Annotated in this window: 18 protein-coding genes; 14 read left to right on the plus strand and 4 right to left on the minus strand. The window is 57.8% G+C overall.

From position 1 onward, the window contains the following. Nucleotides 1-123: 123 nt before the first annotated feature. From kdgD to ACGLWX_RS07640, 14 genes are all read left to right on the plus strand, one after another. Nucleotides 124-1,041 (plus strand): 5-dehydro-4-deoxyglucarate dehydratase, encoded by a 918-nt coding sequence (kdgD, locus tag ACGLWX_RS07575; RefSeq protein ID WP_396238666.1) that lies wholly within the window; start codon nucleotides 124-126, stop codon nucleotides 1,039-1,041. 95 nt (nucleotides 1,042-1,136) lie between these two features. Beyond that, nucleotides 1,137-2,477 (plus strand): enolase C-terminal domain-like protein, encoded by a 1,341-nt coding sequence (locus ACGLWX_RS07580; protein ID WP_396238668.1) that lies wholly within the window; start codon nucleotides 1,137-1,139, stop codon nucleotides 2,475-2,477. 317 nt (nucleotides 2,478-2,794) lie between these two features. Beyond that, nucleotides 2,795-4,372 carry an aldehyde dehydrogenase (NADP(+)) gene (locus tag ACGLWX_RS07585; RefSeq protein ID WP_396238670.1) on the plus strand — a complete coding sequence of 526 codons (1,578 nt, stop codon included), beginning with the start codon at nucleotides 2,795-2,797 and terminating at the stop codon, nucleotides 4,370-4,372. 151 nt (nucleotides 4,373-4,523) lie between these two features. Then, a complete protein-coding gene (locus ACGLWX_RS07590; RefSeq protein WP_396238672.1) occupies nucleotides 4,524-4,925 on the plus strand; it encodes an Ldh family oxidoreductase in 402 nt (133 codons plus the stop codon). Between the two features lie 626 nt (nucleotides 4,926-5,551). After that, entirely contained in the window at nucleotides 5,552-6,544 is a 993-nt protein-coding gene (locus ACGLWX_RS07595) for a TRAP transporter substrate-binding protein (RefSeq protein WP_252106473.1), read from the plus strand. A gap of 59 nt (nucleotides 6,545-6,603) precedes the next feature. Continuing rightward, nucleotides 6,604-7,140, plus strand: a complete 537-nt coding sequence (locus tag ACGLWX_RS07600) for a TRAP transporter small permease (RefSeq protein ID WP_396238674.1) — start codon at nucleotides 6,604-6,606, stop codon at nucleotides 7,138-7,140. Nucleotide 7,141: 1 nt separating this feature from the next. Then, nucleotides 7,142-8,422, plus strand: a complete 1,281-nt coding sequence (locus ACGLWX_RS07605) for a TRAP transporter large permease (RefSeq protein WP_252106475.1) — start codon at nucleotides 7,142-7,144, stop codon at nucleotides 8,420-8,422. A gap of 106 nt (nucleotides 8,423-8,528) precedes the next feature. Next, the gene (locus ACGLWX_RS07610) at nucleotides 8,529-9,332 is read left to right on the plus strand and encodes an NAD-dependent epimerase/dehydratase family protein (protein ID WP_396238676.1); all 804 of its coding nucleotides are present in this window, start codon (nucleotides 8,529-8,531) and stop codon (nucleotides 9,330-9,332) included. Nucleotides 9,333-9,394: 62 nt separating this feature from the next. Further along, nucleotides 9,395-10,144: a FadR/GntR family transcriptional regulator gene (locus ACGLWX_RS07615; RefSeq protein ID WP_252106477.1), complete on the plus strand. Its 750-nt coding sequence runs from the start codon at nucleotides 9,395-9,397 to the stop codon at nucleotides 10,142-10,144. 633 nt (nucleotides 10,145-10,777) lie between these two features. Then, on the plus strand, nucleotides 10,778-12,343 hold the full coding sequence (locus tag ACGLWX_RS07620) for an ABC transporter substrate-binding protein (protein ID WP_396238678.1): 1,566 nt from the start codon (nucleotides 10,778-10,780) through the stop codon (nucleotides 12,341-12,343). Nucleotides 12,344-12,375: 32 nt separating this feature from the next. Further along, on the plus strand, nucleotides 12,376-13,392 hold the full coding sequence (locus tag ACGLWX_RS07625; protein WP_252106479.1) for an ABC transporter permease: 1,017 nt from the start codon (nucleotides 12,376-12,378) through the stop codon (nucleotides 13,390-13,392). Then, a complete protein-coding gene (gene nikC / locus ACGLWX_RS07630; RefSeq protein ID WP_396238680.1) occupies nucleotides 13,392-14,300 on the plus strand; it encodes a nickel transporter permease in 909 nt (302 codons plus the stop codon). Before ACGLWX_RS07625 ends, nikC begins: the two co-directional genes overlap by 1 nt. A gap of 9 nt (nucleotides 14,301-14,309) precedes the next feature. Then, nucleotides 14,310-15,155 carry an ABC transporter ATP-binding protein gene (locus tag ACGLWX_RS07635; protein WP_252106481.1) on the plus strand — a complete coding sequence of 282 codons (846 nt, stop codon included), beginning with the start codon at nucleotides 14,310-14,312 and terminating at the stop codon, nucleotides 15,153-15,155. Next, a complete protein-coding gene (locus ACGLWX_RS07640) occupies nucleotides 15,152-15,895 on the plus strand; it encodes an ABC transporter ATP-binding protein (RefSeq protein ID WP_252106482.1) in 744 nt (247 codons plus the stop codon). Before ACGLWX_RS07635 ends, ACGLWX_RS07640 begins: the two co-directional genes overlap by 4 nt. 80 nt (nucleotides 15,896-15,975) lie before the next feature. On the opposite strand, the gene ACGLWX_RS07645 is transcribed toward ACGLWX_RS07640, so the two are convergent. Genes ACGLWX_RS07645 through ACGLWX_RS07660 form a run of 4 tightly spaced genes read right to left on the minus strand, consistent with a single transcriptional unit; the run spans nucleotide 15,976 to nucleotide 18,003 of the window. Continuing rightward, nucleotides 15,976-16,851: a dienelactone hydrolase family protein gene (locus ACGLWX_RS07645; RefSeq protein ID WP_396238682.1), complete on the minus strand. Its 876-nt coding sequence runs from the start codon at nucleotides 16,849-16,851 to the stop codon at nucleotides 15,976-15,978. A gap of 12 nt (nucleotides 16,852-16,863) precedes the next feature. Further along, nucleotides 16,864-17,097: a hypothetical protein gene (locus tag ACGLWX_RS07650; RefSeq protein WP_396238684.1), complete on the minus strand. Its 234-nt coding sequence runs from the start codon at nucleotides 17,095-17,097 to the stop codon at nucleotides 16,864-16,866. After that, the gene (locus ACGLWX_RS07655; protein WP_396238686.1) at nucleotides 17,094-17,675 is read right to left on the minus strand and encodes an alpha/beta hydrolase; all 582 of its coding nucleotides are present in this window, start codon (nucleotides 17,673-17,675) and stop codon (nucleotides 17,094-17,096) included. Before ACGLWX_RS07655 ends, ACGLWX_RS07650 begins: the two co-directional genes overlap by 4 nt. Next, nucleotides 17,668-18,003: a hypothetical protein gene (locus tag ACGLWX_RS07660; protein WP_396238688.1), complete on the minus strand. Its 336-nt coding sequence runs from the start codon at nucleotides 18,001-18,003 to the stop codon at nucleotides 17,668-17,670. Before ACGLWX_RS07660 ends, ACGLWX_RS07655 begins: the two co-directional genes overlap by 8 nt. Nucleotides 18,004-18,055: the final 52 nt, after the last annotated feature.

Genomic DNA, 18,055 nt, shown 5'->3' on the forward strand with positions numbered 1-18,055 from the left:
TAGAGGCGTATTTGTATGATGTATGACAATATGCGTTCATATACTGCTACTGCCTAGTTTTGAGCGTCCTGGATCGTGGCACTGCACCATCATCAGCTTGCTAAACTAAAAAGAGGATTTCTAATGAATTTTTCTAAACAAGAGCTTAAAGCCTCCATTACCGATGGCCTGCTGTCATTTCCGGTGACCGATTTCGATGCCAACGGTAAATTCGATGCCGACAGCTATCGCAAGCGCTTGCTGTGGCTGAAGGAGTACGAAGTCTCCGCGCTGTTCGTGGCTGGCGGTACCGGTGAGTTTTTCAATATTACCCTGGACGAGTTCCGTGAAATCGTCGAAGTCGCGGTCGAGACGATCGGCGGCCACGTGCCGATTATCGCCAGCGCCGGCCAAAGCGCCGAACTTGCCCAGCAGCACGCGAAAATCGCTCAGGAAGCCGGCGCCGACGGCATTCTGCTGATGCCTCCTTACCTGACGGAGTGTTCCCAGGAAGGCATCGTTGAGTACGCGGCAAGCGTCTGCCAGTCGACGGACCTTGGCGTTATCTACTACAACCGCGCCAACGGCTATTTGAACGTCAACGCCGTCAAATCGCTGGCCGACCAGTGCGACAACCTGATCGGTTTGAAAGATGGCAAGGGCGACATGCAGGCGCTCAACATCACCATCAAAACGCTGGGCGACCGCCTGGGCTACGTCGGTGGCGTGCCGACGGCCGAAATCATCGCCGAAGCGTACTTGGCGATCGGCGTCAGCACCTACTCGTCTGCGGTCTTCAACTTCGTGCCCGACATGGCCGTCAAGTTCTACAAGGCGCTGCGTCAGGGCAACAGCGAGTTCGTTGCCAAGGCCACGCGCGAGTTCTTCATTCCTTTCGTTACGCTGCGCGACACCACGCCTGGCTACGCGGTGAGCCTGATCAAGGCCGGCGCTGACATCGTGGGCTATCCCGGTGGCCGCGTACGTGCGCCGCTGACCATGCCCAACGGCGATCAAGTGAATCAGCTGAAAAAGCTCGTCGAGAAGGCCAAGTCGCTTTAAGCGTTTAAAAAGCTCGCCGGGTAACGCCGCCTGCCCGGTCTTGCCCGGCGAGTGCAAAATGACGGTCCATGCTACATGGCCCGGTGGAGACGTGTATGCCCACCCCCAATACGCCCACGATCACCGGCATGCGTGTCATCCCCATTGCCGGGCGTGACAGCATGCTGCTCAATATCGGTGGTGCCCACTCGCCGTACTTCACTCGTAATCTGATTATCCTCACGGATAGTGCCGGCAACGACGGCGTAGGTGAAGCACCCGGCGGCGATACGATTCAACAGTCGCTGGAGAAATCGCGCGAGCTGGTCGTGGGTCAGTCCCTTGGCAAGCTTCGCTCGCTGGTCGCCTCGCTCAACCGTGACGGTCAGAGCGCTGACTTTGAGGATTTCGGCAAGGGCTCTTGGACGTTCGAGCTCCGCGTCAACGCCGTCGCCGCTCTTGAAGCCGCTCTGCTGGACCTGATGGGCAAGTTTTTGGGCGTGCCTGTGGCGGAGCTATTGGGCAACGGCAAACAGCGCGACGCGGTCGATGTGCTGGGCTATCTCTTCTTTATCGGCGAGGGCCACTCGACGCCGCTGGATTTTCGGCGGGGAACGGAGGGGCTGAGCCACGACTGGTATCGCCTGCGCGACGAAGCGGCCATGACTCCGCAGTCGGTCGTCGAGCTCGCACAAGCAGCTCATGACCGGTACGGCTTCAAGGATTTCAAGCTCAAGGGCGGGGCGCTTCCCGGCGAGCAGGAGATCGAGGCGGTCACGGCGCTCCACAACGCGTTTCCCGAGGCGCGCACCACGATCGACCCCAACGGTGCCTGGTCGCTCCAAGAAGCGATCAGCCTGTGCAAGAACCTGCATGGTGTGATCGCCTACGCCGAAGACCCGTGTGGGGCCGAGCAGGGGTTCTCGGGTCGCGAGATTTTAGCCGAGTTCCGTCATGCGACCGGCCTGCCGGTGGCCACCAACATGGTCGCGACGAACTGGCGCGAAATGGCCCACGCACTGATGCTGCGCTCGGTCGATATTCCGCTGGCGGATCCGCACTTCTGGACGCTGTCGGGCGCGGTGCGCGTCTCTCAGCTCTGCCAGGACCATGGCATGACCTGGGGCTCCCACTCCAACAACCATTTCGATATTTCGCTGGCCATGTTCGCCCACGTGGGGGCGGCGGCGGTCGGTCGCACGACGGCGCTGGATACGCACTGGATTTGGCAGGAAGGCGACGCGCGGCTGACGCACAATCCGCCGGAAATCAAAAATGGCCAGGTCGCGGTCACCGATGCGCCAGGGCTTGGAATCGACATCGACATGGCCGAAATCGAGAAAGCTCACGCGCTCTATCGCAGCCTGCACGCCGGTGGCCGCAACGACGCCACCGCCATGCAGTACCTGATCGACGGATGGACATTTGATCCCAAGCGCCCAGCGCTGGTTCGCTAAACGTTGATGCCCCGGGCACTGCTCGTTCTGCGTCCGGATTGCTAAACCTTTTGGGTTGGCGTTTGTGGCCGTGGCGGTTGGGTTGCTGGTACTGACATTTTGGCAAAGCTATTGCTCGAGTCAGGCGCGCGCCGCGTTCGAGCAGGGCGGCGATTAGCCGTCCCATGCCCGATACAAGCGTGCGGGTCTACTAATCCGTACGCGTTCGATTGTGAGCTACACTTTGCGTCTTCGGACGCAAGGATCATGAGCTCGCTTGGGTTGTCTGATGCAAACGTTAGACAGCCAGAAAAACCACTCTCATCGCAGGAGGCAAGATGAATCTAACAGGTGAAATGCTGATCGGACAGAAAGCCGTCAAGGGCTCTCGTGATCCCATTCAGGCCATCAATCCGGCTACCAATGAGCGGCTGGAGCCTGGCTATGCTGGCGGTACGCAAGCAGAGGTAGATCAAGCCTGCCAGCTTGCATGGGATGCTTTCGATGCGTATCGGGAAACATCGCTTGAAGACCGCGCTGTCTTTCTCGAAACCATCGCTGATGAAATCGAAGCGCTGGGCGATGCGCTCGTCGAGCGGGCCGTGGCTGAATCCGGACTGCCCCAGGCACGTATTCAGGGCGAGCGCGGCCGTACCTGTGGCCAGCTTCGCATGTTCGCCAAGACGGTTCGCGCCGGCGAATGGCTGGACGTTCGCGTAGACCCGGCCATGCCGGATCGTCAGCCGATGCCGCGTGGTGATTTGCGCCAGCGCCACATCGCGCTGGGCCCGGTCGTGGTGTTTGGTGCCAGCAACTTCCCGCTGGCGTTCTCCGTTGCCGGCGGCGATACGGCGTCTGCACTCGCTGCGGGCTGCCCGGTGATCGTCAAGGCGCACGCGGCTCATCCGGGAACCGGTGAGCTGGTCGGTCGCGCCATTCAGGCTGCGGTGAAGAAGTGCGGCCTGCCGGAAGGCGTTTTCTCGCTGATGTTCGGCTCGGGCCGTGAAGTCGGCACTGCGCTGGTCAGCGACGAGCGTATCAAGGCCGCCGGCTTCACCGGTTCGCGCAGCGGTGGTATCGCGCTGTGGAAGGCCGCTCAGTCGCGTCCGGAGCCCATTCCCTTCTACGCGGAAATGAGCTCGATCAACCCGGTTTTCCCGCTGCCGGCGGCGCTCAAGGCGCGCGGCGAGGAAATGGGCAAGGCCTTCGTTGGGTCTCTCAATATGGGCGCGGGCCAGTTCTGCACCAACCCGGGCCTGGTCATTGCACTCAAGGGGCCGGAGCTTGATGCCTTCCTAAAAGCGGCCGGCGAAGCCGTCGAGCAAAGCGGCGCGCAAACCATGCTGACGCCCGGCATTTTCGAAGCCTACGAGCAGGGCGTACAGAGCCTGCAGGAGAGCGGTAAGGCTCAGGAAGTGGCGCGTGGCCAGAAGGGCGAAAGCCCCAACCAGTGCCAGGCGGGGCTATTCAAGACCAGCGCTCAGGATTTCCTCTCAAGCGAAGCGCTACAGGGCGAAGTCTTTGGCTCGACGTCGCTGGTGGTCGAGTGTGCCGACGAAGCCGAGCTCAAGAAGGTCGCCGAGCTCCTCGAAGGCCAGCTGACCGCCACGCTTCAGATGGACGATGCGGATCTGGACGCGGCGCGCAAGCTTCTGCCCACGCTCGAGCGCAAGGCAGGCCGTATTCTAGTCAACGGCTGGCCGACCGGCGTCGAAGTATGTGACGCCATGGTTCACGGCGGCCCGTTCCCGGCCACATCCGACTCGCGCACGACCTCTGTCGGTACCGCCGCGATCCACCGCTTCCTGCGCCCGGTCTGCTATCAGGACCTGCCGGAAGGTCTCCTGCCCGAAGCCATCAAGAACGACAATCCGCTCAAGCTGCGTCGTCTGGTGGATGGCAAGCGCGAGCAGTAATCAACGCGTTTGACCGAGCTTGCATTGATTGTATCAAGGCCACCCTAGGGTGGCCTTTTTAGGTTTTATCGAGCGAAAAAGTGGTGCGAAGCCACGTTTAGGGTTGACGACAAAATAACGATGTCCGAACACAGGAGAGCCCTCATGGCCGATGTCAGTTTCGATACGATACCCTGCGCGATACGCTCGAAGAAGCGCTGTTGAAGGGGGCTCAAGGCGTGTTTGCGCGCGGTTTCACGCCGAAAGCACGCGAGACGGCGTCCACTCCCATGGCATTGGGCTTATTCCCCGGTTCATCGAGTACGTGACGAAAGGCTGGGTCGACGTGAACGCATCGCCTGAGAGCGTGCATGCGCTCGGCGCGATCGAGGTGCTGGATGGGCGCATAGGCATCGGCGTCATCAATGCGCTGCACGCCACCGAACGGGCCGTTGAGCTTGCCAAAGAGCACGGAATGAGGCTGGTGGCGCTGTGTGACACCACCCACGCCGGCTCGTTTGCTCTGGTATATAGGGCGCATCACCGACGTGCGCACGGTTGGATCTTCATATAGACAATTTTTTTAATGAGATTGTTTAAATAGGGCGTTTTTATTTACTGATCATTAGTGACCGTTACTACACAATCATGTTTTTAGTGGGAAAAGTGCTTACAGGTTCAAAGTGATCTCTATCTTATTGAGTAAAAGGAATAAATGTATCTCAGTTGATTAATCGGGTTTTTAAAGAGTCAAAGCCGTATTAAAAAGCCAGTGTTTTAGCTTCAAAATTTAAAAAAAGCTATTGCTCTTTATTGAAGGCTGGACTGCCTGCTTTCGCAGAGAGCCGAGTCTTGAAACTTTAGTCTATTTAGACTTTTTACTACTTGCCCGAAAAAAATATCTTGGCTAATTTGAGCAATAGTATTTGTATGATGTACTACAAAGTATCGCAAGAAACCTGGCAAGTAAATCCTGTTTAAAAATGGGCTTTTGCCGGTGTTCTAGCAGTTCTCAAAAAACTCGTAAAAAAGGCTTTGAAGGCATCACAGCAGGTGCAATCACGTTTTAGAAAGATCATTGATGCAAGTCGTCCGTATCGATAGGCAAGCGGACATACCCCTACTTGCGCCGAGCGTCTGATGTGTCAGTTCGCTTAATGAAAGCTGTAAAACCAACGACATAACAAGAGGTTTCAAGCGATGAAAACAGCACTAATCCGTCGTCAAACGGTCATGGCGTTTACCAGCGTCACACTTTTGGCCGCCGCCGTTTCTGCCCAGGCCGAGGACTGGCGCGGTTGGAACATCCATCCGGATGGCTACCCTAATACCGTAGCGCTGGAAGCGTTCGCCGAAGCCGTCGACGAGCGCACGGAAGGGCGCGTATCGCCGCGCGTTTACAACAACGGTGTACTGGGCGATCAGTCCGACGCCATCGAGCAAACCCGCAACGGCGCGCTTGATTTCGCCAACTTCAACATGGGGCCGATGGGGCCGATCGTGCCCGAAACCAACGTCTTCTCGCTGCCGTTTCTGTTTAATGACGTCGATCACATGCACACGGTCATGGACGGTGAAATCGGTGAGCGCTTTGCCGATGCGCTCGAAGACAAGGGCCTGGTCGTACTCTCCTGGTTCGACTCCGGCGCGCGCAGCCTTTACAACACTCAGCGCCCCATTCACACGCCTGAAGACGTCCGCGGCCTGAAAATTCGGGTTATGAACAACGACCTTTACGTGCAGATGATGGAAGCGCTCGGTGGCAACGCGACCCCGATGGCCTACGGCGAGGTATATCAAAGTTTGACCACCGGCGTTTTGGACGGTGCCGAGAACAACTATCCGTCGTTTGAATCCAGCAACCACTACGAAGCCGCCGGCTACTTCTCGCTCACCGAGCACCTGATCATTCCGGAGTGTTTGTGCGTGGCCAAGGCGAGCTGGGATGCGCTCTCCGAGGAGGACCAGGAGATCGTTCGCGACGAGGGCATGAAGGCCTCCGAGATGCAGCGTGAGCTGTGGGTCGAAAGCTCGGAAGAGAGCCGCCAGATCGTGCTGGATGCCGGCGTCGAGATCAACGAAGTCGACGACAAGCAAGCCTTCCAGACGCTGATGGAGCCGATGTACGAAGAGTTCATCGCTAACAACCCCGGCACCGGTGAGCTGATCGAAGAGATACGCGCCGCGCAGTAATCTTTCGTTTAATCGTTTCCCGGCGGCTCAAGCCGCCGGGAAATAAAAGGAACGGTGTCGTGAGTATAGAAACTAAAACGCCAAGCGATCAGAAGGATCGGGCTTCAAAGGGCTCACTCGATCGCGCGCTGGATGGAGTGGCCGGCCTCTGCGTCGGCGTGGCGGGCGTAATGCTGGTCGTTTTGATCGTGACGTTCGGCTGGCTGGTGTTCGGGCGCTACGTGCTCAACGATACGCCGACCTGGGTCGAGCAGACCTCGCTGGTGCTAGTGGTCTACATCACCTGCCTTGGCGCTGCCGCCGGGGTTCGGTATCGAAGCCATCTCAATATCGATTTCGTTCGTGAAAGCTTTCCGCCGCTTTTGCGTGGGCTGATGCATCACATTTCTGACTTGTTCGTGCTGGTGTTCGGCGGATTCATGGCGGTTCAAGGGTGGCAGTTGGTCATGAGCAATACCCAGCGTGCGATCCCCATGATCGGCCTACCGGAAAGCTATCGCGCCGCGCCGCTGGTGATTTGCGGCGTCCTTATTGCGCTGTTCGCGGCTGTAGATATCCTGCAGCGGTTAATGCCTCGCTCCACCGAGAGGACCTGACATGGGGCTTTTCATTCTGTTCGGACTCTTCTTTTTGGGTCTGGTTGCCGGCGCGCCGGTCGCTTTTGCCGTGGGGTTGGCGGCGGTCGCCACATTTCTTTATGAAGGGCTGCCGCTGTTCGTAGCCTTTCAGCGCATTCTTTCCGGCATTTCGGTTTTTTCGCTGCTGGCGATTCCGTTTTTCATTTTCGCCGGTGAGCTGATGCTGCACGGCGGTATCTCGACGCGTCTGGTGCGGCTGGCCTCGGCCATGGTCGGGCGGATGCGCGGCGGGCTGGGCATGGTCAATATCAGCTCCTCCATGCTGTTTGGCGGTATTTCCGGCTCGGCGGTGGCGGACACCTCGGCGCTGGGGTCCATCCTCATTCCGGTGATGAAGGAAAAAGGCTACGACGCCGACTACGCGGTCAACGTCACGGTGACCTCCTCTGTTGCCGGCGTGGTGATTCCGCCCAGCCACAACATGATCCTTTACGCAGTAGCGGCCGGCGGCGGAATTTCGGTCACGCAGCTCTTTATTGCGGGCATCGTGCCGGGCATCTTGATGTGCTTGAGCCTAGCGGTGGCGGCCTATATCGTTGCCGTGAAGCGCGGCTACAAGGGCGAAGCCTTTCCAGGGTGGCAGGCGCTGCTGTTGAGTCTGGTCGCATCGATTCCGGGGCTAATGACCGCGGTAATCATTGTCGGCGGCGTGCTATCTGGCATTTTGACCGTGACCGAGTCCGGCGCTTTTGGCGCGATCTACGCGGTCATCGTGACGGGGCTCGTCTATCGCGAGCTGACCTGGGCCTCCTTCAAGGCTGCGGTCATCCAGTCGGTCAAGACCACCTCACTGGTCATGATTCTGGTCGGCTGCGCCTCGGCGTTTTCATACCTGCTGGCGCTCTACAACGTGCCGGAGATGCTGACCACGGGGTTGGTGGCCATATCCGATCGGCCGCTGGTCATCTTTTTGATGCTCAACATCATTTTGCTGCTGCTGGGCATGATCATGGACATGGCGGCGCTGATTCTGATCTGCACGCCGATCTTTTTGCCCGTGGCCATGCAGTTCGGCATGGATCCGATCCAGTTCGGCATCATCCTGATGATGAACCTGGGGCTGGGCCTTTGTACGCCGCCAGTCGGAGCGTGCTTGTTCGTTGGCTGTGTGATCGGCAAGATCAAGATTGAGCACGCGGTACGCACCATTTGGCCATTCTTTTTGGCGCTGTTCGTAGCGCTGATGCTGGTCACCTATATCCCGGCTGTGTCGCTGACGCTCCCAGGTCTTTTTAGATAGCGCCAATTGGCGGGGGCGCGTGATGTTCGCATCATGGCGCTACCCGGCAACGCCGAACAGCGCGTGTATTGCCTTTGACGTCACAACCATTTTATAAGGAGTCGGTATGTTGAATCGTTTACTGGTCACGGGAGCCGCCGGGGGCTTGGGCAAAAGTCTGCGCCCACATTTAAAAACGCTTGCAAGCCACGTTCGCCTTTCCGATATCATCCCGCTCGAAAACGCCGAGTCCCATGAGGAGCTCGTTCAAGCCGATTTAAGCGACCCGCAAGCGGTGACGGAGCTGGTGCGCGGCTGCGATGGCATTATTCACCTTGGCGGTATGTCGGTAGAGAGTCCGTGGCAGGATATCCTGAACATCAATATCGCCGGGACCTATAGTCTTTATGAGGCGGCGCGCCTTAACGGCAAGCCGCGTATCGTGTTTGCCAGCTCCAACCATACGATCGGCTTTTATGAGCGTCATCAACGCATCGACAGCCAAGTGCCCCAGCGGCCCGACTCGCTTTACGGCGTTTCCAAGTGTTTTGGCGAGAACCTGGCAAGTCTGTATTACGACAAGTTCGGCGTCGAAACCCTAAGCGTTCGTATTGGCTCCTGTTTCGAAAAGCCCGTAGATACCCGCATGATGGCGACCTGGCTCAGCCTCGACGATTTCGTCAGCCTGCTCAAGCGCGCGTTCATGACGCCGCGGCTGGGGCACACGGTGGTTTACGGCGCCTCGAATAATGCAGAGCAGTGGTGGGACAATACCCATGCAGGCTTTTTAGGCTGGGTGCCCCGGGATAGCTCCGAGCCCTGGCGCGAGGAAACCGAGGCAAAGGACCAAGGGATCGATGGCAATGACACGGCGGTGCGCTATCAGGGCGGCAAATTTGCGTCCATCGGCCATCCTGACGACGCGCAGTAGCCACAGCCCCGCGTTTTTAAGTTAGAGTGCTAATAACCAATCATAAGGAACGGATAGCGGGTATGGCCAGGCCAACATCGGAGATAGCAGCGTTTAAAGTCAAGCGGGTGACCCAAAATGGAAGTCTGGCCGTTAATGTGGCGGATCAGCTGGAAGCGCTGATCGTTCAGGGAAAGGTGGCCGTTGGCGACAAGCTTCCCACGGAAAATAGTCTATGCGACTCCTTTGGCGTTAGCCGTACGGTCATTCGCGAAGCCATTACCCACCTCAAGTCGCTTGGGCTGGTCGAAACCCGCCGGGGCGTCGGCACCTCGGTACTGCGCGCCTCGAAAATCGAGGCGCTGCCCGCCGAGCGTATCAACCCAACTACCGTCGAGGATATCCTGCATCTGTTGGAGCTGCGCTTGGCGATCGAGCCAGCGGCCGCCGAGCACGCCGCGCTGCGCCATGACGACGACGATAAAGCGCGGCTGGAAACTCAGCATCGCGCCTTTGAAAACGCCTGCGCCGCGCGCTCCCAGGCGCGGGAAGAGGATTATCTTTTTCACTTCGCCATCGCGCGGGCGACGAAAAATCCCTTCTTTCAATCCTTTTACGAGCAGTGGAGCCAAAGCGTGATTCCTCGGGCCAAACTGGTCAGCAGTGAAATCAATCCGCTCTCGTCCCAGCGCTATCTGGAACGCGTCCAACAGGAGCATACGCGCATCCTCGAGGCGATCCTCGCCCGCGACGGTCAGGCGGCTTTCGAGGCGATGAAGCAGCACCTTGGCCGCGCCCGCGACACCTATGCGCAGTATCGCGACCAGGTGTAAAACTTTTCTTTTCAGCACCTGCCGGATGTTCATTCGACCTTACGGCTGTTTTAGCACGCAAGAAACCACGCTTTTGGGCACTTCAGGCAAGTACTATGGCGTTTCGATCTCGACGCTAAGCGGGCGGTTTTGCTCGTTGACGGGCGCCTTAATCACGGTCTTGATCTATCCGGTGGCTCAGTCCTTCCAATTAAGCTTGTGGACCGGAAAAGTGGTCCATTCAGGCTTTCTTAAAAAAGATCTGGAACATTGGCCATTACATGGTTTTGTGCAATGGCTTGTTTACATTTCATGGTATAGGCCGTCGCTAGACTAATGGATGAGTGTCATGTGAAACAGAAGCTATTAATGTGTTCAAACATATTATGTATTACAAGATAGTAAGAAAGAAGTTTGTATTTTCAGGAGGTAAGCGCTTGGCAGTCATGAGACCGCCTAAAAACACGTTTCATTTCGTATCCACGAAAGCCCGAAAGTTCGAGTCTTCTTTTTTTGATTGCCGGAATTCATAACAAGCTCGTGGTCATCACCATTGAGAAACTTCCGGCCATTCCCAGTTCGATAAAACATATCCAACGACATGTACTGGAGTGTGGTATGAACCGTTTAATCAGGTGTGTGCTTGGTCTAGCCATGATAGCGATGACCCTGAGTGCCCATGCGAATACGCCAAGCGACCAGCTCATCATTGCGCTGAAAATGAGCAATATTCTCTCGCTCGACCCTGCCGCGGCAACGGGTAATGATATCGCGTTCGTCAACGCCAACCTTTACGACACGCTCATCGAGCTGGATCCCGAGGATCCCACGCATATTCAGCCGGCGATCGCTAGTGAGTGGGAGATCGCCGATGACGGTATGGCGATCACTTTCACGCTACGCGACGACATTCGCTTTCACTCGGGTAATGCACTGACTGCGCAAGACGTGGTGTGGAGCTTCGAGCGCGTACTGGATCTCAACCTGGCGCTCGCGACGACCTGGAAGGCACTGGGTTTCACGCAGGACAATGTTTCAGAACTTTTGACTGTGGCCGGCGATTATCAGGTCGAAATCGCCTTTCCTCGGCAGCTCGACCCCAAACTGGTGTTGTATACCCTCGCGACCAGCCCAAGCGCCTTCATCCTCGATCGTGATCTCGTTCTGGAACATGAGCGCGATGGCGATCTGGGTAACCAATGGCTCACCACGAACGCGGCGGGAAGCGGTGCATTTGAGCTGGATCTGTGGATTCCCCAGGATCGAATCATCATGAAGAGCAATGATCGCTACTGGGGGCAGGTGCCGCAAATACAGCGGGTGGTCATGCGTAATTTGAAAGAGTCCCAGACCATGCGACTGATGATCGAGCGCGGCGATATCGATGTCGCCATCGGCATGTCGGTGCCGGATATTCGCTCACTCGAAGACAGCGACGGTGTCGAAATTCAGACGACCCAACGGGGAACGCTTTACTACGTGGCGACCAGCATGAAAAACGAGATTCTTGCCAATGAACAGGTCAGAAGGGCCATTCGAGGCACGATCAATTACGAAGGCATTAACAATAGCATCATGCCTTATTACGGTATCTTCCATCAGCGGCCCGTCAAGCTTGGGCTACCCGCCACGCTGCCCGAACCGGACTACGCTCTTTCCACCGAGCAGGCCAAGGAACTACTGGCCGAAGCGGGCTATGAAGATGGTTTCAACACCACGATAAGAGCGCTAAACGAGTCTCCTTTCATCAACGTCGCCATCAACCTGCAAAGCAGCCTCGAACGAATTGGCATCAACGCAGAGATACTCAGCGGTACCGGTAATCAGGTCTATGGCGCCATGCGTGATCGCAGCTTCGACATTATCGTTGGCCGCGGCGGCGGTGGCTTTGCTCCGCACCCGGATTCCAATCTAAGGCCCTTGCTTCTCAATCCGGATAATTCCGATGCCGCACGGCTAACCAACTTTCAGGGCTGGCGTACGGGGTATCAGAACCGGCGTATCAATGAGCTGATTACTCAGGCCGTTTCCGAAGCCGATGACGAGGTGCAAACCGCGTTGTATGAAGAGGTTCAGTCGATCTACGAAGAAGATATTGGTGCCCTGTTTCCCTTCTCGCAAATGATCAACACGGTTGCCGTCAGAGAGGAAGTGGAGGGCTATCTGGACGACCCCGCTGCCATGACAAGGTTGAGAAGCGTCACCAAGCGGCTCGAATGATTCAATCGTCATCGATATAGGGAGTTAAAACAATGACAAGATCACGCTATCTGAGCGTTGTCAGAAAAGTGGGTGTGATATTGATCACGCTGCTTGGACTGCTCACCATGACGTTCGTCATTGGCAGGCTGATGCCCATCGACCCCGTGCTTGCGGTGGTCGGCCCCGACGCGGATTCCTCTACCTACGAGCAGGTTTTTCGCGAGATGGGGCTGGACCGGCCTATCTGGGTTCAGTATCAGTACTACCTGCAGGACATGCTTTCGGGAGATTTCGGCCGCGCCATCCTTACTGGCTACCCGGTCGTCAGCGATATCCTGCGAGTACTACCGGCCACGATCGAGTTGGCCTCGGTCGCTATTCTCTTCGGCGTCGGGCTTGGGGTGCCGCTGGGGGTGTACGCCGCCACACATAGAGGCCGCTTGGGCGATCACCTCACCCGGCTCATTACCCTTTTCGGCTATTCGACCCCGGTGTTCTGGGTCGGCATGGTCGGGCTGATCATTTTCTATGCTTGGCTAAATTGGGCCGGCGCCGCCGGCCGAATCGGCTTCGCCTTCGACGGTATGTTCACACAGTACACCGGGTTCTACCTGATCGATACGCTACTGTCGGGAAACTGGGAGGCCTTCGTCAGCGCAGTACGCCATATCGCGCTGCCGGCGCTGATACTCGGGCTTAACTCTGTCTCTTTCATCGGCCGCATGACGCGCAGTTTCATGCTGGAGCAGCTTTCTCAGGAGTACATCAAGACCGCCCGCGTCAAGGGACTGTCGGAGCGTAGTGTCATCTGGAAGCACGCCTTCAAGAACATTCTTGTTCAGCTACTCACAATCGTGGCGCTGGCCTACGGCGGGCTGCTGGAGGGTGCCGTTCTGATCGAAACGGTCTTTGCCTGGCCAGGCTTTGGGCAGTATTTGACGGATAGTCTGTTGATGGGCGACATGAACGCCGTCATGGCCTCCGTGCTGTTCATCGGGCTTGTCTTCGTGTTCTTGAACTTGCTGTCCGATGCCCTGTACAAGCTCTTCGATCCGAGGACCCGATAATGAAAAATATCCAGACCTTGAAGAATGCCCCTTTTCCGGCAAGAGAGAGGCACGCTCCTGGGCAATCGAAAGGGGCGCTATTTTTCAAAGCGTTAAAAAAACTCTGCAAGAATCCGCTGAGCGCCTCTGGTGTCGTGATCGTGGGGCTCCTTTTGGTGCTGGCCATTGCCGCTCCCATGATCGCCACGCATGATCCGCTCACCCAGGATCTTTCCCGCGTGCTGTCGGCGCCTTCCTGGGCTCACTGGTTCGGTACCGACGAATATGGCCGGGATATTTTTAGCCGCGTCGTGTACGGCTCTCGAGTCACGCTCTACATCATCTTTCTTGTGACGATCATCGTCGGGCCGATCGGCCTGATGATCGGTACCATGTCAGGCTACTTCGGCGGCTGGGTGGATAGTACGTTCATGCGCATCACGGACATCTTCATCTCGTTTCCCAGCCTGGTACTGGCGCTGGCTTTCGTGGCCGCACTAGGCCCAGGTCTCGAGCATGCGGTGATCGCTATCGCGTTGACTGCCTGGCCTCCTGTGGCCCGGCTGGCAAGGGCAGAGACGTTGACGTTTAGAAATGCCGACTACGTCGTGGCCGCGCAGCTTCAGGGCGCATCCTCCTTTCGCATTCTGTTTCACTATATCTCGGTGATGTGCCTGCCTTCGCTGATCGTTCGGCTCACCATGAACATGGCGACCGTTATTTTGACCGCCGCGGCGCTCGGTTTTCTGGGGCTGGGGGCGCAGCCGCCGCTTCCCGAATGGGGCGCGATGATTTCAACCGGGCGTAGCTACATGCTCGAAAGCTGGTGGCTGGTGGCGTTTCCCGGTGCCGCCATCATGCTCGTGAGTCTGGCCTTCAATCTGCTGGGCGATGGTCTACGTGATCTGCTCGACCCGCGTACCGACTGAGGAGCATCCATGAACGTATTATCTGTAGAACGACTCAATGTCACGTTTTGCACAGACGAAGGTGACAAGCACGCGGTGCGCGATGTGTCGTTCACGCTCAATAACGAAAAGCTGGCGATCGTGGGCGAGTCGGGGTCTGGTAAGTCCACCGTCGGGAAGGCGATTCTTCGGTTGAACTCGCCCTCTACGCGGGTGACTGCCGACACGCTGCGTTTCAAGGAGACGGATATCCTGACCTGCAGCGAGCGTGAAATTCGCGCCCTGCGCGGCCAGCATATCTCGATGATCATGCAGGACCCCAAGTTTTCGCTGAACCCGGTGGTGACCGTTGGTGACCAAATTGCCGAGGCTCTGCGTGTCCATCGTCGCATCTCCAAACGTCAGGCGCGTGAGGCCGCCATCGCCATGTTGCAGGAGGTGAGTATTGCGGACCCGGAGCACGTCTACGGGCAATATCCCCACGAGATATCCGGCGGAATGGGCCAGCGCGTGATGATCGCCATGATGGTCATTCCCGAGCCCGATATCATCATCGCCGATGAGCCGACCTCGGCGCTCGATGTTTCCGTGCAGCAGGACGTGTTGAATATTCTGAACAGGCTGATCGAGAAAAAGAACATCAGCCTGATCTTCATCAGCCACGATCTCAACCTGGTGAAGAAGTTCTGCGACCGTGTGCTGGTTATGTACGGCGGGCGTGTCGTCGAATCGATTCGAGCCGACGAACTCTCCAACGCCTCACACCCCTATACGCGGGGGCTGATGGAATCGCTGCCGAGCCTTCGACATCGCCGGGAGACCCTGCCGGTCATGACGCGCGATCCCGCTTGGCTTACTCAGGAGCCCCTTACATGATCTCGATTGATTCGCTTTCGTTCGATGTCTCTAGCCTTACGCGGCATAAACGTATACTCAGCGATATAACACTCAACGTTCGAGAAGGAGAGTGCTTCGGACTGGTCGGTGAGTCCGGCTCCGGCAAGACCAGTATCCTCAAATGCTTGGCGGGCCAGTTCAAGGGCTGGAAAGGCCGTATCGAGGTGAAAGGAGCGTCGATTGCCGACACCTCGTTGAAAGAACGTAGCAACACCATGCAGATGGTTTTTCAGGACCCCTATGGCGCGTTGCATCCTCGCCACACCATTCGCAAGATACTTAACGAACCGCTGGTCATTAAAGGGCTCTCCAATCGAGCAGAGCGGGTCGAAAAGGCCTTGAAGGACGTAGGGCTGGACGAGACGTTTCTGCCTCGCTACCCCCATCAGCTTTCCGGCGGGCAAAGACAGCGCGTCGCCATCGCACGGGCCATGATTCTCAATCCAAGTGTCATTCTTCTCGATGAGCCGACCTCAGCGCTCGATGTGTCGGTGCAGGCCGAGATTCTCAATCTGCTTGCTTCGCTTCACCGGCGCCATCAATTGACCTACCTGATGGTTTCCCACGATTTGGGCGTCATCGCGCATTTGTGTGAACGCGTAGCCGTCATGAAGGCCGGCGAGATCGTCGAAGTGGTGTCGAGAGAGGATCTGGTCGAAGGCAATGTCACACATCCCTATACGAAAGGACTTCTGCAGCACGCCTTCAGTCGAGAATAAGCGCTGACCGGCGCATTGCGATGCGCCGGCCACGTATGGTGAATTTTCAGGGGTATCGAGCGGGCCATCCTATCTACGCTTTATCTCATCTGCTCGTCCAGCCAATCGAAAGCGGCATCCTGCATGTCTCTGGTAAAGACGTGTCCTTTATTCTCCCAAAGGCGAGTGGTCAGGTTGGCATCGGCGTCGTAGGCACTCCAGACGACTCGCATTCTGTCCATTGCGCCCCGGACAGCGCTGGGTGGGAAAAGGGCGTCCTCCTCGCCGGCGTAGACGAGCATGGGAGAAGGCGCGGCCAGCGCGGCGACATCCGGAAAGTCGACGAGTCTGAGCAGGGAAGGATGCAGCATGTTGAAGGCGGACTGGCCGCGCAGCTGGTTGTTGCCCGGTACCATCAGTTCACGACTTTGCGCCATCCAGCTGTTGGCGATCGTCGCGCTGATATCCGGTGACAGGGCGGCGACCTGCCAGGCTCTGAAAGCGCCCATCGAAAAGCCGACCGCCGCCACTCTGTCGGGGTCCGTGTCAGCAAGCCCGGCCAGAAAGGCCGCCGCACGTATATCTTCAAGTGCTATCAGACCCGCAAGCGATGAGCCCAGATTGAACAGGTTGGCTGCCAGCGCCTGCTGCGCGTCGTAACCGTTGCCCTCTCGATCGCCCCAGCCAAGTGCATCCGTGGCCAGCACGACGTAGCCACGTTCGGCCAGCGCCTCACCGGGAAATATTCCTGAGAAGAACTTGTCTGCCCACTCGGTAGCCGAACTCAGGCGCTGATCATCGTACCAGGGCGCGATCCATTTCTCCTTGCCGATATCGAAGCGCGAACCGTGGTCATGCAGCATCATTGCCGAAGGAAAAGGCCCTTCACCCTTGGGAATCAGTAATAGCGCCATCACGCGACTTTCATCGGTGATATTGAAGGCGACGCGGCGTGCAATATAGGTACCTCTATCCACTTCGTCGATGGTCTATGGATCGAAAGGTCGAGAAGCGGTGTAAGGTAAAATGCTGGCGCGCACCTCGGGCAGCACGCGCTCGCGCCAGACGTCAGGGTCACCGCCTTCGTAGGCGAGCGGGAACGTCATGCGCTCCTTGAGCGCCTCAAAGAAAAGCGGCAGGTTGTCTTCAGTAACACCGTGCGGTTCCGCCAGCGCCGTATGCGCCGTTGCCAGCATCAGCGCCGAGGCCAACAGTCTTCTCATAACGTCTTCTCCAGGAGCGAGTGGCCATCGGGAAGGGCGCCGATTCTATCGAGCCAGCCCGCCAGAAGGTCTGGCCACCCAGCGGCAGGCAGGGGGTCAGCCCCGGCGATCCCGAAGCCGTGACCGCCATCGCGAAAGACATGCAGTTCCGCTTTCACACCAGCCTGTTGCAGGGCGCTGTAGAACGCGACAGCGTTCGCCGGCGATACCGATGGATCATCATCGGCGTGAACGATGAACGTTTCGGGCGTAGATGTATCGACGTGCTCCTCGGGCGAACGGGCGTACTTCTGCTCGGGGGTAGGCGTTTTGCCCAGAAGGGCGTCGCGCGAGCCGGCATGCACGCCTGCATCCTGCATGGTGACGACCGGATAGACCAGCATCACGAAGTCGGGGCGTGCGGAAATGCCCTGCTCGTCTTCACGTGGCGTGTAGAGGTTTTTGTCGTAGCCTGTGGCAAGCGAGGCGGCCAGATGGCCGGCCGCTGAAAAGCCCATGAAACCGATCTGCTGCGGATTGAGGTTCCATTCACTGGCATGGGCGCGCACCAAGCGTATCGCGCGCTGGGCATCAGCCACGGCCGGCGTGCCCCTCATCGGGCAGACGGTAACTCAAAAGGAAGCAGGTGACGCCGAGCGGCGCCAGCGCCTTGGCGATTTCGAGCCCCTCCTTGTCCAGTACGATCCGTCGGTACGAGCCACCCGGGGCAATGACGATCGATGTGCCGTTGGGCCGCTCGGGCACCCATGCTGTCAAACCGGGCATCGCGATTCCGGTCATCGCCCGGTTCGCGCGAAACGGGGTAGCCGAGCGCTCCTCGATGTCCGGCGTCAGATCGGCCGGCGTGCCTGGCGGGCGTTCGTCCCAAAGCGGAAGTACCGCCTCATGCTGGACTGTTTTGGCCATGAAGCCTCCCTTGATCGTTCAATCGCGCCGGTCTCTGGCGCTAGAAAAGGCC

The sequence above is a fragment of the Halomonas sp. HMF6819 genome (assembly GCF_044335525.1).
Taxonomy (GTDB): Bacteria; Pseudomonadota; Gammaproteobacteria; order Pseudomonadales; family Halomonadaceae; genus Vreelandella.

Coding starts and splice junctions, on each gene's coding strand:
- nikC (WP_396238680.1), top strand. CDS start 13,392: ATGAAAAATATCCAGACCTTGAAGAATGCCCCTTTTCCGGCAAGAGAG.
- ACGLWX_RS07590 (WP_396238672.1), top strand. CDS start 4,524: ATGTCAGTTTCGATACGATACCCTGCGCGATACGCTCGAAGAAGCGCT.
- ACGLWX_RS07660 (WP_396238688.1), bottom strand. CDS start 18,003: ATGGCCAAAACAGTCCAGCATGAGGCGGTACTTCCGCTTTGGGACGAA.
- ACGLWX_RS07635 (WP_252106481.1), top strand. CDS start 14,310: ATGAACGTATTATCTGTAGAACGACTCAATGTCACGTTTTGCACAGAC.
- ACGLWX_RS07650 (WP_396238684.1), bottom strand. CDS start 17,097: ATGAGAAGACTGTTGGCCTCGGCGCTGATGCTGGCAACGGCGCATACG.
- kdgD (WP_396238666.1), top strand. CDS start 124: ATGAATTTTTCTAAACAAGAGCTTAAAGCCTCCATTACCGATGGCCTG.
- ACGLWX_RS07625 (WP_252106479.1), top strand. CDS start 12,376: ATGACAAGATCACGCTATCTGAGCGTTGTCAGAAAAGTGGGTGTGATA.
- ACGLWX_RS07640 (WP_252106482.1), top strand. CDS start 15,152: ATGATCTCGATTGATTCGCTTTCGTTCGATGTCTCTAGCCTTACGCGG.
- ACGLWX_RS07610 (WP_396238676.1), top strand. CDS start 8,529: ATGTTGAATCGTTTACTGGTCACGGGAGCCGCCGGGGGCTTGGGCAAA.
- ACGLWX_RS07580 (WP_396238668.1), top strand. CDS start 1,137: ATGCCCACCCCCAATACGCCCACGATCACCGGCATGCGTGTCATCCCC.
- ACGLWX_RS07585 (WP_396238670.1), top strand. CDS start 2,795: ATGAATCTAACAGGTGAAATGCTGATCGGACAGAAAGCCGTCAAGGGC.
- ACGLWX_RS07615 (WP_252106477.1), top strand. CDS start 9,395: ATGGCCAGGCCAACATCGGAGATAGCAGCGTTTAAAGTCAAGCGGGTG.
- ACGLWX_RS07605 (WP_252106475.1), top strand. CDS start 7,142: ATGGGGCTTTTCATTCTGTTCGGACTCTTCTTTTTGGGTCTGGTTGCC.
- ACGLWX_RS07620 (WP_396238678.1), top strand. CDS start 10,778: ATGATAGCGATGACCCTGAGTGCCCATGCGAATACGCCAAGCGACCAG.
- ACGLWX_RS07595 (WP_252106473.1), top strand. CDS start 5,552: ATGAAAACAGCACTAATCCGTCGTCAAACGGTCATGGCGTTTACCAGC.